Genomic DNA, 12664 nt, shown 5'->3' with positions numbered 1-12664 from the left:
GACAGCCCGCCGAAATCGCACGATCGGCCGAAAGATCTATGGACACGCGGCCGGAACCACGCCCAGGCTCACGGCCCGGCGACGCCCCGCAACCTGTCCACTTGATCGGCCGTCAGATCGGTCAGCGCAGCAGGCTCCACCGACTCCGGCGCGGTAATGGTGACCTGCGCCAATACCGAACCGACCTGAACGATCGAGGCGACCGAGACCAGGGTGAACCCGGCGCTCGACGTCCGCAGCTGGAATGCCGTCGAGGCGTCCCCGACGGACGGTTGTTCCAGACCGCCGAGCCGGTATTCGATCGACGTCCCGTCCGCGTCGTTGCCGGAATACTCGGTGCATTCGCGCAATGTGCGCTGCACCGCGGAAAAGGCGTCCGCCAATTTCTCCGGTGCGTAACTCGCGGCGTCGATATCGATACTGGAAAAGCTGGGACCGTTGTAGGCGACGGTGTTCCACGTCAGCGGTTCGGTGCCCTGCTCGGCCAGCGGCAGCAACACCTGAGCGCACTGGGCCGGGCGCGTCTCGGCCGTGGGTCCGGCGGTCTGGGCCTGTCCCGGGGAGCGGGTATCGAGCACCGGCGTCATGCCGGGCAGGTCGGCGGGCCCGAGCAGGCGGCGGGCCAGCTCGTTCGGATCGGTCAGCGGCGGACCCGGCACCGAAGCGGCCGCGACCGCGGGACCGAGCGGCGGTAGGTCGGGCGCGGACGGTTCCTCCCGCTCCGATCCGCAGCCCGCGACCACCGCCGCGCTCACCACCGCGAGCAGCAGGCCGCGTCTCACTCCGCCCACGAGACCTGCGTGGTGATGGTCTGCTGCAACATGCTCGCGCTGCGCGGATCACGGTAGGCCTGATGACCGCCGACGGTGATGGAGCCCGCCACCGGCAGCGGCAATCCGAGGTCGACGGTGATGGTCCCGGTGCCCTGCATCACGTAGTCCTCGATGTCGAGGGTGCCCGCGTTGTTGGGCAGCGACCACTTCGAGGATTTCGGGGTCTGCGTCACGTTCAGGTGGATGGTGAGCCGGTCACCGTCGCGCTCGGTGAGCGTCGCGGTGGTGATCTGGTCGAGCGTCACGCCGCCGGTCACCTCCTGGTGCACGGTCCATACCGCGCCCTCGCCCACGGGCTCGTCGGGGAACATGATCGAGCGGTACACGGCCTGGTAGAACGCCTGCTCCAGCGCGGCGCGCGCGGCGTTGGAGGTGTCCGGTGACGGCGCGAGCCGCAGCGCGGTGATGGCGCCGTCGTCGCTGAAATCGAAGCCGGCGTGTGAGCCGTCGGCGGCGGTGAGCGCCTTGTTCAACAGCGGGTCGGGCGTGGACACCGCGCCGATGACGAGGTCGACGCCCTCCGCGCTGGTCTCGGCGGTCATCGGGATGGTCAGCGCGGGCGTGGAGAAGTCGCGCTTGGGCTGATCGTTGATCTGCTGCTCGATGCGGTGATCGGTGCGCAGGGTCACCCGCTGGTCGGTGCCGACGACGAAATGCGGCCGCAGCACATCGCGCGGCTCGGCGCCGGGCGAGAGGAGCGTGGCCGCCGCGGCCGAGATCGGCACGGTCACTTCCTTGGGCATGCCGAGCGGCTCGGTCCCTTCGGTGGCCGCGGGCGCCTCGGTGTCGTCGCCGCAGGCGACGCCGAAGGCGGAAAGCCCGACCGCGAGCACGACGAGCAACACACTCGAGCGCGCGAACCGGGGCAGGTGAGAAGAAGACAACACCGTCACGAGCAACACGATACGACCGCTTCCTGAGTGTCAGCTGGGACATTCGCCTTGCGTGCCGCCGGGCGCGTTGCGAACACGCGCGAGGAGGCGCGGCGCGGCGCCCGCGGCGCTCGAGAGATGATGATCGGCGTGAGTGACGACCGGCCGCCCGAGGACAACACCGCCGACCCGGCGCGAAAGACGACCCAGCCGCTACGGTTGCGGACCCTGCTGATCATCGCCGCGGTGCTGTTCGGCCTCGATCTGCTCACCAAGACGATCGCGGTGGCCAACCTCCGGCCGGGCGAGCCCGTGTATCTGATCGGCGATTTCGCGCGGTTCACCCTGGTGCGCAATCCCGGCGCCGCGTTCTCCATGGCCACCGGCATGACCTGGCTGCTGACGCTGGTCGCCGCGGCCGTGGTGATCGGCGTGATCCGCATCGGGCGCACGCTGCGCTCGCTGTGGTGGGCGATCGGACTCGGCATGGTGCTCGGCGGCGCGCTCGGCAACCTGGTCGACCGGCTCTTCCGCGCGCCGGGACCATTGCAGGGCCACGTCGTCGACTTCGTCGCGATCGGCTGGTGGCCGGTGTTCAACGTGGCGGACTCGGCGATCGTCTGCGGCGCGATCCTGCTCGTGGTGCTGACCGTGTTCGGGTTCGAGCCCGACGGCACCCGGACCGGCCGCGACGAGGACGAGGAGCGCGCGGCGACGCCGCGGCCGGAACCGCCCGCCGAGACCGAACCCGGCAAGGACGGGCCGCAGAAGACTGAGCCGAACAAGACTGAGCCGAACAAGGACATGCCGGGCAGCACCGGAGAGGAGAACGCGGCATGAGAGAGACCAGAACCATGCCCGTGCCCGACGGGCTCGACGGCATGCGGGTCGACGCGGGCCTCTCCCGGCTGCTCGGGCTGTCGCGGACTGCGGTGGCGGCGCTCACCGCCGAGGGCTCGGTCCAGCTCGACGGCGTGCCGGCGGGCAAGTCCGACCGGCTCGTCGCCGGCGCCTGGCTGGAGGTCGAATTCCCCGAGCCCAAGCGCGAACTCACCATCGAGGCCGAACCGGTGGAGGGCATGAAGATCCTCTACGCCGACGACGACATCGTCGCGGTGGACAAGCCGGTCGGCGTCGCGGCGCACACCGGCGTCGGCTGGACGGGCCCCACCGTGGTCGGCGGGCTGGCCGCGGCCGGATACCGGATCTCCACCTCCGGCGCGCACGAGCGCCAGGGCATCGTGCACCGACTGGACGTCGGCACCTCCGGTGTGATGGTGGTCGCCCAGTCCGAGCACGCCTACACCGTGCTCAAGCGGGCGTTCAAGCAACGCACCGTCGACAAGCGGTATCACGCGCTGGTGCAGGGACATCCCGATCCGAGCAGCGGCACGATCGACGCGCCCATCGGCCGCGCCAGGGGCGACGCCTGGAAGTTCGCGGTCACCGCGGACGGACGGCCGAGCGTCACCCACTACGACACCGTCGAGGCGTTCCAGGCGGCCAGCCTGCTGGACATCCACCTGGAGACCGGCCGCACCCACCAGATTCGCGTGCACTTCTCGGCGATCCGGCATCCCTGCTGCGGTGACCTCACCTACGGCGCCGACCCGCGCCTCGCCGAACGCCTCGGCCTGGAACGGCAGTGGTTGCACGCCCGCTCGCTCGGCTTCGCCCACCCCGCCGACGGACGCTGGGTGGAGATCACCAGCGAGTACCCGGACGATCTGAAGAACGCGCTGGACGTCCTGCGCAATGCGTGAGCGGTCGGAGTCCGGTACGGATCGTCACGAAAGTGGCGCCGCGGGCGGACCCGAAGGCCCGGCAACGAACCATACGCGCGCCGGCGAAGGGGGCCGCGGACGCATGCTGCGGGCCCCGCTCGCTGGAATCTTGGCGGTCGGCGTCATCGGATTCATGGCCGTGCTCGGTGCGCTGAATCCGCCGCGCGAGCTCGGCGTCGGCTCCGATCGCCTCGGCCCCGACCACGCCGAGCCGGTCGCCGAATACCTTGCCAGAGCGAGGGATTCGCTCTCCGGAACCGACACCGAGCAGCACTGGGCGCTGGTCTCGTTCACCGAACCGATCGCGCCGCAGGCGATTCCCGCGCACAGCGGTGGTCTGCGTATCGGCCAAGTGCTGTACCGGGTTCCGATTCCGCGCGTGCAGACGCCGCTGGTCGCGGTGCAGGTGCCCGCGGGCGACGCGGTGGCCGTGGCGTCCGCCGACGCGGCCGCCTGGCAGGTGCAGGACCAGCTCGAGCGCACCGGCGCGATCGGCGAGCGCTACACGCGGGTCATGACGGTCTCCATCTCCCGCCTGCGAGCCGGATGCGCCTGCACCGTAGGCCTGGTCGTCCGCGGAACCCTACCGGAGCTGCGAAACCTGGCCGCCACCAACGGCATCCGCGCGATCGAAGCCCTGCCCGCCGACGCGGTCGCGGGCCACTTCGCGGTCAGCCCGTTGCTGCCGGAACACACCGACGCCGTGGTCCCCGGACCGGACGACGCCCCGGTCCCCGACAACTGACCGGCAGCTCAGCGCGACTCCGTACTGCCCCAGAACCGGCAGGAAGCGCCGCGACATCCGGCGCACAGCCGACCGGCAAGCGCTACCAAGCTCGGCGCACAGGCCCATCGCCGACGAGCAGGCGCGAGATAACGCGGACAGGTCGCAACCGACAGGCCAGCACCATAAGCCCCGGCGCAACAACCTCACAGCCGTCAGGCCACCAGCACTGCGAGACCTGGCGCAGTCCGCAACGGACGGGCACGCGCGCCGAATCCGCCGCAGGGGTTCTCAGGTGGCGGGCGTGACGAGGCCCGCCTCGTAGGCCGCGATGACGAGCTGGACGCGGTCACGGGCGAGCAGTTTCGCCAGGATGCGGCTGACGTGGGTCTTCACCGTCAGCGGGCTGAGCACGAGGGTCTCGGCGATCTCGGCGTTGGTCAGGCCGCGCGCGACGAGGACGAGCACATCGAGTTCGCGATCGGTGAGCGCGCCCAGCGTGGGGCGCGGCGCGGGATCGGGCGCGGACCTCACCCGCGCGATGACGGCGGCGGTCGCGCTCGGCGACAGCAGCGCCTCCCCGGCCGCCACCGTGCGGATCGCGTCCAGCAGCGCGGCGGGCTTGGTGTCCTTGATGAGGAACCCGCTCGCACCCGCGCGCAGGGCGGCCAGCACGTTGTCGTCGGTGTCGTAGGTGGTGAGCACCAGCACCCGGACGCCCGCGAGATTCTCGTCCGCGGCGATGGACGTGGTCGCGGCGATGCCGTCCAGATCCGGCATGCGGATGTCCATCACCACCACATCGGCCCGTTCGGCACGAGCCATCGCCACCGCCTCCCGCCCGGTCGCCGCCTCCCCCACCACCGTCATATCGGGCGCGGACGCGACCAACAGCGCGAACGCACCGCGCACCAGAGCCTGATCATCGGCCAGCAGCACCCGAATCACGATGCCACTCCGGCGGACTCGCTCCGATCACCGTCGCCCGCCGACACCTGCCCGCTGCCTTGGACGCCGACACCGCCCGTGATTCGCCACCGCCCGCCACCGCCGTACGCCCGAACGCCGCCGTCGCCGGAGCCGCGTACCCCGGTACCGCCGTCCATTTGCCTGCCGCCGTCACGCGCATCCATCCGGCCCCGACCTGCCTCCCGGTCATCAGATCGCCCGCCGTCACCCATCGATGTCTGCACGCCGCCCCGCACATCGACGCCGCCCGCGATATCCCCGCGCCACCGCCCGCCACCGCAGTCCAGCCGCCAGCCGATGTCATGCGCGTCCATCCCACCTCGGCCGTCGTCCTCACCATCGGATCGGTCGACGTCGTCTATCGGCAGCACGCCGATGCCGCTCACGCCCACGCCGCGGGGAACTCCGTTACTGCCATCCTCCTGCGTGCCGACATCCCGCGCGTCCATCCCGTCCGGACGGGCCTCCCCGTCATCAGATCGCCCACCGTCGCCCCTCAGTGCCTGCACGCCGCCCCGCACACCGACGCCGCCCGAGATATCCCCGTGCGACCGCCCGCTACCGCCATCCACCTGCACGCCGACATTCTGCGCGCCCATCCCACCCCGGCCGAGGTCGCCCATCGGTGCCTGCGCGCCGCCCCGTCGCGCATCACCCGACGAGCCAGGCGAATCAGCCACCGCGCCAACGGCTTCGGGCACTCCCGGAATCGGCAGCTCGGCGATCACGGCGAAACCCGCGTCCGTGCCGAGCGTCCGGAGCGAACCTCCGACCGCCTCGGCCCGCTCGATCATGCCGCGAATGCCGAAACCCGCTGCACCGACCGAGGCTCCGCGACCGTCGTCGGTGACGCGCACGATCAGCCTATCGGCCTCGTAATCGAGGCGCACCGCGGCGCGGGTGGCCCGCGCGTGTTTGGCGACGTTGGTGAGGGCCTCCTGCACGATCCGGTAGGCGACCATCTCGACGGTCGGCGCGAGCGCACGCACCTCGCCCGTCGTCTCGAACTCGACAACCGCACCCGCCGCCTCGGCCGGTTCGGCCAGCACGGACAGCTGCGCAAGGGCGGGCAGCGGGCCGCGGGGTTCCCCGCCCGGAGTGCGCAGGACGCCAACGGTCGCGGCCAATTCGGCGCGCGCGTCGGCGCACGCGTCCGCGATGGTGTCGAGGGCGGCGACGACGGTGGTCCGGTCGGCCCGCCCCTCGGTGAGCAGGTGCGCGGCCACCCCGGCCTGCACCTGGATCACCGTGATGGTGTGGGCGAGCAGGTCGTGCAGATCCCTGGCGATGCGCAGCCGTTCCTCCGCCACCTGCCTGCGCGCCTCGGCGTCGCGCGAGCGTTCGGCGCGCTCGGCCCGGTCCAGCGCCTCGGCGATGTAGGCGCGGTGCAGCCGAACCGCCTCGCCCGCCACGCAGGCCAGCACGATCCAGCCGACGGCGCCGAACGCCTGGAGCGCCGTGTTCTCGTTTCCGGTGCGCGACAACAAGATTCCACCAACGCCGAACAGGAGAACCCCCGCGATCACCGAAGCTGTCCGCGCCCGGGTGCCGTATCTGGCCACCGTGTAGAGCGCCACGATGGTCGCGGGCACCACGGCCTCGTGCGGAAACTCGTTGGCGTGGTATGGAATCGCCAACGCCAAGTGCGCGAGCAAGACCCCGAGCGGCCGGCTGCGGCGAGCCACGAGCACCGCGGTCGACACTGTGAGCAGCACCGCGCCGAAGGCGTTCAGCGGGCGCGGGTCCGCGAGCGGTCCCGCCGCGATCAGCTCGACGATCAGCAGCGCACCGGCCAGCGCGCCGTCGGCCACCCACCGTCTGTTCATCCCGCCATTCTCCGGCAGCCCGGCCCGGCCGGTGTACTCCGCGCGGCGTATCTCCAACAGCCTTCCCGGGGCGGACGCTTTCGATCCGCGTTCCCGCGACGCTGCTTGCCATGTCCGAAACAAGGAGACAGTAATGGGGATGAAGAGCAGAGCGTGGTTGCTCATCGGCCTGTGGATCGCGGTGCTCGCCGCGCTGACACCGTGGGCAGGCGGGTTGGACGACGTGAAGTCCGACCGGGAGATCGACTACCTCCCCGCCTCGGCGCAGTCGACGATGGCGGCCGAGCTGGAGACCACCCTGCCCGGCGGCACCGAGAGTGTCTTCCTGGTGGTGTATCACCGCGCGAGCGGCGTCACGGAGGCCGATCGAGCCACCGCCGCCGCGCACTACGCCGCGCTGCGCACTAAGTACGGCACGCAAGGGGGACCCGAGCGGCCGCTGTCCTCCGACGACGGTGCGGCGCTGCTGTTTCCGGTCGCGGTGGGCGAATCACACGGTGAGGCGGCGGAATACATCGAAGAGTTCCGCGCGGCGGTCGCCGAGCATCCCGACGGACTCACCGTCCAGGTCGCCGGACCCGGTGCGCTGCAAGCGGATTTCGAGGGCGCGTTCGAGGGCATCGATGAGCGGCTGCTCCTGGTGACCGCCCTCGTGGTCACCGTCATCCTGCTGCTGACCTACCGCAGCCCGCTGCTGTGGCTGGTGCCGTTGGTCGCCGTCGCGGGGGCCACCGTGCTGTCCATGGCGGCGGTCTACGGGCTGGCCAAGGCATTCGACGTCACCGTCAACGATCAGAGCGCCGCGGTGCTCACCATTCTGGTGTTCGGCGTCGGCACCGATTACGCGCTGCTGATCGTCGCGCGCTACCGCGAGGAACTGCACCGCCGCATCGAGGTGGGCGCGGCGATGCTGGCGGCGCTGCGGCGCTCGGTCCCCGCGATCGCGGCGTCCGCCGCCACCGTCAGCCTCGGACTGCTGTGCCTGCTGGCCGCCGACATGAACAATGCCGCGGGCATGGGTCCGGTCGGCGCGGCGGGCATCGTGTGCACGCTCGCCGTGATGGTGACACTGTTCCCCGCCCTGCTGATGGTGTGCGGGCGCTGGATCTTCTGGCCGCGGGTGCCGCGGGTGCGGGCCGAAACGACCGCCGCCGAGACCATTTGGGACCGAATCGGGGCGACCATCGCCCGCAAGCCGGTGGTCTCGGCGCTCGCCTCGGTCGCGGTGCTGGCGCTGCTGAGCCTGGGACTGCTCGGCAACACCGCCTCGCTGGGACGGGCCGACCAGTTCGTCGACACCCCGGAATGCGTCGCAGGGCAGTCGCTGATCGCCGCGCACTTCCCGGACCGCGCGGGCACGCCGCTGCTCGTCCTCGCGCCCAACGGCGTTCGCGACGCGGCCATGTCGGCGGTCGCGGCTGATCCCGGCATCGGCGCGGTCGAAGCGGGACGGTCCGGGCCGATCGTCGGCGAGCTCGTCGCGATCCCGCGCGACCCGGCCGATTCCGCCGCCGAGACCGCGACCATCGAGCGGTTGCGCGACACCCTGGGCGAGGTCGCGCCGGGCACCGTGGTCGGCGGCCCCAGCGCGGCGAACCGCGACATCGCGACGGCGTCGGCGCGCGACCGGTGGGTGGTGATCCCGCTGGTGCTGCTCGTGGTCACCGCGGTCCTCGGTCTGCTGTTGCGATCGCTGGCCGCACCCGTCGGACTGGTGCTCACCGTGGTGCTGTCGTTCGGATCCGCGCTCGGCGCAAGCGTTTTCGCCTTCGAGCACCTGTTCGGCTTCGACGGCCTGGATTCCGGGCTTGTCCTGCTGGCCTTCCTGTTCCTGGTCGCCCTCGGCGTGGACTACAACATCTTCCTGGTCAGCAGGGCCAGGGAAGAGTCGGTGCGGCACGGCACCAGGGCGGGCATCCTGCGCAGCCTCTCGGTCACCGGCGGCGTGATCACCTCCGCGGGCATCGTGCTGGCCGCCACCTTCGCGGTGCTGGTGACCCTGCCGCTGGTCTCGCTGGCCCAGCTCGGCTTCGCGGTGGCCTTCGGCGTCCTGCTGGACACCCTGCTGGTTCGATCGGTCCTTGTTCCGGCGCTCACGCTGATCGCGGGCGATCGAGTGTGGTGGCCGTCCCGGATGTCGGGACCCGCCGTTCCGCCCACGCCCCGGCATTCGGAGACCGTGGCGGCACAGTAGTCACAACCAGTGACTCTCGTCTCGACGAACCGTGCGCGGGCCGACGTCGGCCCGCGCACGGCCGAGGCGTCCGTCAGTCCGGCAGGGTCACCACTCCATCGAGATACCGGCGGCAGCGGCCGAGGAGCAGGACCCGATCGTCGACCAGCGCACAGCGCAGTGCACCTCCGCGGCGGGACAGCTGACGGGCCGTCAGCTCGGTGCGCCCGAGTTCGGCGGCCCACAGCGGAACGAGTTGGGCGTGCGCCGATCCGGTGACCGGATCCTCCGGCACGCCGACACCGGGCGCGAAAACCCGTGAGACGAAATCGGCTTCCGCACCTCGGGCGGTGAGGACGGCGGCGCGCGGCAGCGGCGGAAAGGCGCTCAACAGCGGACGGGCCTGGCGCACTTGGTCTTCCGAGGAGAGCACGACGACCTCGTCGGTGCCGGAGAACGCGCGCACCGGCGTCACACCCAACGCCGCCACCAGCGCCGGGTCGGGTTCCACCTCGACGGAGGCGACCGTCGGCAGGTCGAGCACGTACTCGTCGTCGTCGGTGCGATCGACGTGCAGCCAGCCGCTTCTGGTGAAGAAGCTCACCCGGTCGGCGCCGGGATGCATGTCCTCCAAGACCTGAGCCGCGGCGGCGAGGGTGGCGTGCCCGCACAGGTCGACCTCCGCCGCCGGGGTGAACCAGCGCAGGTGGAACACCGGGTGATCCACGGGCGGGCCGGCCGCCTCCGGAGGTAACTGCGAGGTGTAGAACGCGGTTTCGGCGAGGTTGTTCTCCTCGGCCAGGTTTTGCAGCAGCTCATCCGGCAACCACGACGTCAGCGGCATCACGGCCGCCGGATTGCCCGAGAACGGTGCGTCGGCGAACGCGTCGATCTGGTGCAGCAGTACCTCCATATTCGGAGAAGGTACTCCAACTCCGAATGACCGCTTCGCACAAGGCTTCTCGCGCCGGAACCGTGCAGGTGGGCGGGTTACGCGCTGCCGCCCGGCGTGGCCGGGATGAGCCTGCGTCGCTCGCCGTGCAACGCCGCGCTGATCCACCAGATCGCCTCCACCAGCACGATGCCGATCGCGCCGCAGATGAACGCCGAGGTGGTGAGCGCCACGTTGGAGGGGTCGAGCTTGAAGAACTCGCGGGTGAACGGCACCGTGAACAGCACGATGTAGGCCCCCGTCGACGCCGCGATCAGCACCACCTTCCACCACACGTACGGCCGGGCGACGATGGCGAGCACCCACACCGCGATCATGATCAGCGTGATGAGCGCGGTGGTGCCCGCCTGCTCCTTCTGCGTCTCGCTGGCTTCCGGTCCCGCGTAGGCGATGAGGTACGCCACGAATGTCGCGACGCCGATCACCACGCCGGACGGGATCGCCAAACGCATGACGCGCGAGACGAATCCGGTGCGTGCGCGCTCGTTGTTCGGCGCGAGCGAGAGGATGAACGCCGGAATGCCGATGGTGAACCAGGCGGCGATGGTGACGTGGCGCGGCAGGAACGGATAACCGATCGGCTCGTAGTCGAAGATCTGCGAGCCGACGCCCGCCAGACCGACCAGGAACGCGAGCAGCACCGAGTACACGGTCTTGGTGAGGAACAGATTCGAGACGCGCTCGATGTTGCCGATCACCCGGCGACCCTCGCCGACGACGTAGGGCAGCGTCGCGAACTTGTTGTCCAGCAACACGATCTGCGCGACCGCGCGGGTCGCCGGGCTGCCCGCGCCCATGGCGACGCCGATATCGGAATCCTTCAGCGCCAGTACATCGTTCACGCCGTCGCCGGTCATCGCGACGGTGTGGCCGCGCGACTGGAGCGCACCGACCATCGCGCGCTTCTGATCCGGCCGGACCCGGCCGAAAGTGGTCTCGTGCTCGAGCACGTCGGCCAGCTGCTCGCGGTCCTCGGGCAACCGGCGCGCGTCGACGGCGTGATCGCCGCCGGGCAGGTCGAGCGAGGACGCCACCGCACCCACCGAGACGGCGTTGTCGCCGGAGATAACCTTGATCGAAACGTCTTGGCTGGCAAAGTAATCGAGGGTGTCGCGGGCATCGGGCCGGATCTTCTGTTCCAGCACGACGAGCGCCGCGGGCCGCACCGCGCCCGGCGCGTCGGGCGCGTCCACCGGACGGTCGCTCCGCGCGAGCAGCAGGACGCGCAGGCCCGAGGAGCCGAGTTCCTCGGCCGTGCGCGCCTCCTCCGAGCCCGGGTCCAGCAGCACGTCGGGCGCGCCGAGCAGCCAGTCGCCGTGCTCGCCGTAGGAGAAGCCGCTCCACTTCTTGGCCGAGGAGAACGGCGCGACCGCGGTGTGCTGCCAGCCGGGGCGGTCGGTCAGCTCCTCGGCGATGGCCTGCACGCTGGCGTTGGGGCGCGGGTCGTCGCCCGCCATCGCGGCCAGCGCCTTGCGCACCTCGCCGTCGTCGAACCCGTCGATGATCTCGAGGTCCGACAGCCGCATGCCGTTCTCGGTCAGCGTGCCGGTCTTGTCCGCGCACACCACGTCCACGCGGGCCAGGCCCTCGATGGCGGGCAGCTCCTGGACCAAGCACTGACGGCGGCCGAGTCGCACCACGCCTACCGCGAACGCGATGGACGTCATCAGCACCAGGCCCTCGGGCACCATCGGAACCAGCGCGGCCACCATGCCCGTCACCGCGGGCCGCCAGCTCTCGCCGCTGGAGAACAGCTGGTTGTAGATGCTGAGCAGTCCGGCGGGGATCAGCAGGTAGGTGATGAACTTCAGGATCTTGTCGATGCCACTGCGCAACTCGGAGTGCACCAGGGTGAACTTGCTCGCCTCCTCGGCCAGCTTCGCGGCGTAGGCGTCGCGGCCGACCTTGGTGGCGCGGTAGGCGCCGGAACCGGACACCACGTAGCTGCCCGACATCACCTCCGCGCCGATGGCCTTGTCGATCGGATCGGCCTCGCCGGTGAGCAGCGACTCGTCGATCTCCAGCAGCGCGGACTCCTCGACCACGCCGTCCACCACGATCTGGTCGCCGGGACCCAGCTCGATCAGGTCGTCGAGCACCACGTCCTTCGGCGCGACCTCGTGCGCGACGCCGTCGCGTCGCACGGTCGGCCTGGCCTGGCTGACGATGGCCAGCTGGTCCAGCGTCCGCTTCGCGCGGACCTCCTGGATGATGCCGACCGCGCTGTTGGCCACGATCAGCAGGCCGAACATGCCGTCGATGATCGAACCGGTCGACAGCACCAGGATGAACAGCACGCCGAGGATCGCGTTGATCCTGGTGAAGACGTTGGCGCGGACGATGTCGCGTACCGAGCGGCTGGCCCGGTCCGGCACATCGTTGGTGAGTCCGTCGCGGCGACGCTGCTCGACCTCGGCCGCGGTGAGCCCGGTGGCGCCCGCTGCCTGCACGGTTATCGACATGCTCGTCAGCGTAATAGGGCGGTGCCGAGCGAACGTCTTCCCTAGACCACACGCACCGATAATTCATCC

Annotated in this window: 10 protein-coding genes; 4 read left to right on the top strand and 6 right to left on the bottom strand. The window is 70.7% G+C overall.

The features are described 5' to 3' along the window. Positions 1-68 precede the first annotated feature (68 nt). Both FB390_RS30415 and FB390_RS30410 read right to left on the bottom strand, forming a co-directional pair. Positions 69-791, bottom strand: coding sequence for a sensor domain-containing protein (locus tag FB390_RS30415; RefSeq protein WP_141812630.1), 723 nt, complete (start codon positions 789-791; stop codon positions 69-71). Continuing rightward, a complete protein-coding gene (locus tag FB390_RS30410) occupies positions 779-1720 on the bottom strand; it encodes a hypothetical protein (protein ID WP_141813191.1) in 942 nt (313 codons plus the stop codon). The genes FB390_RS30415 and FB390_RS30410 overlap by 13 nt, the downstream gene beginning before the upstream one ends. 123 nt (positions 1721-1843) lie before the next feature. Between FB390_RS30410 and lspA the strand changes: the two genes are divergently transcribed. The 3 genes from lspA to FB390_RS30395 all read left to right on the top strand — a co-directional run bounded on the left by lspA (position 1844) and on the right by FB390_RS30395 (position 4234). Next, on the top strand, positions 1844-2545 hold the full coding sequence (lspA, locus tag FB390_RS30405) for a signal peptidase II (RefSeq protein ID WP_141813190.1): 702 nt from the start codon (positions 1844-1846) through the stop codon (positions 2543-2545). Beyond that, positions 2542-3468 (top strand): RluA family pseudouridine synthase, encoded by a 927-nt coding sequence (locus FB390_RS30400; RefSeq protein WP_141812629.1) that lies wholly within the window; start codon positions 2542-2544, stop codon positions 3466-3468. Before lspA ends, FB390_RS30400 begins: the two co-directional genes overlap by 4 nt. A gap of 103 nt (positions 3469-3571) precedes the next feature. Next, on the top strand, positions 3572-4234 hold the full coding sequence (locus FB390_RS30395) for a hypothetical protein (protein WP_141812628.1): 663 nt from the start codon (positions 3572-3574) through the stop codon (positions 4232-4234). Positions 4235-4504: 270 nt separating this feature from the next. Here FB390_RS30395 and FB390_RS30390 read toward each other — a convergent pair whose 3' ends face one another. Together FB390_RS30390 and FB390_RS30385 are read right to left on the bottom strand one after the other, a co-directional pair. Then, positions 4505-5164, bottom strand: coding sequence for a response regulator (locus FB390_RS30390; protein WP_141812627.1), 660 nt, complete (start codon positions 5162-5164; stop codon positions 4505-4507). After that, a complete protein-coding gene (locus FB390_RS30385) occupies positions 5158-7008 on the bottom strand; it encodes a sensor histidine kinase (protein WP_185757334.1) in 1851 nt (616 codons plus the stop codon). The genes FB390_RS30390 and FB390_RS30385 overlap by 7 nt, the downstream gene beginning before the upstream one ends. Positions 7009-7147: 139 nt before the next feature. On the opposite strand from FB390_RS30385, the gene FB390_RS30380 reads away from it, so the two are divergent. Next, entirely contained in the window at positions 7148-9202 is a 2055-nt protein-coding gene (locus tag FB390_RS30380) for an MMPL family transporter (RefSeq protein ID WP_141812625.1), read from the top strand. 73 nt (positions 9203-9275) lie between these two features. On the opposite strand, the gene FB390_RS30375 is transcribed toward FB390_RS30380, so the two are convergent. Together FB390_RS30375 and FB390_RS30370 are read right to left on the bottom strand one after the other, a co-directional pair. After that, positions 9276-10094, bottom strand: coding sequence for a PhzF family phenazine biosynthesis protein (locus tag FB390_RS30375; protein WP_141812624.1), 819 nt, complete (start codon positions 10092-10094; stop codon positions 9276-9278). Positions 10095-10171: 77 nt separating this feature from the next. Then, complete coding sequence (locus tag FB390_RS30370) at positions 10172-12595, bottom strand: HAD-IC family P-type ATPase (RefSeq protein WP_141812623.1); 2424 nt, start codon at positions 12593-12595, stop codon at positions 10172-10174. Positions 12596-12664 lie beyond the last annotated feature (69 nt).

The organism is Nocardia bhagyanarayanae, from assembly GCF_006716565.1.
Taxonomy (GTDB): Bacteria; Actinomycetota; Actinomycetes; order Mycobacteriales; family Mycobacteriaceae; genus Nocardia; species Nocardia bhagyanarayanae.
The sequence above is the reverse complement of the archived record's forward strand: the minus strand, read 5'-3'. Positions and strand labels throughout refer to the sequence as shown.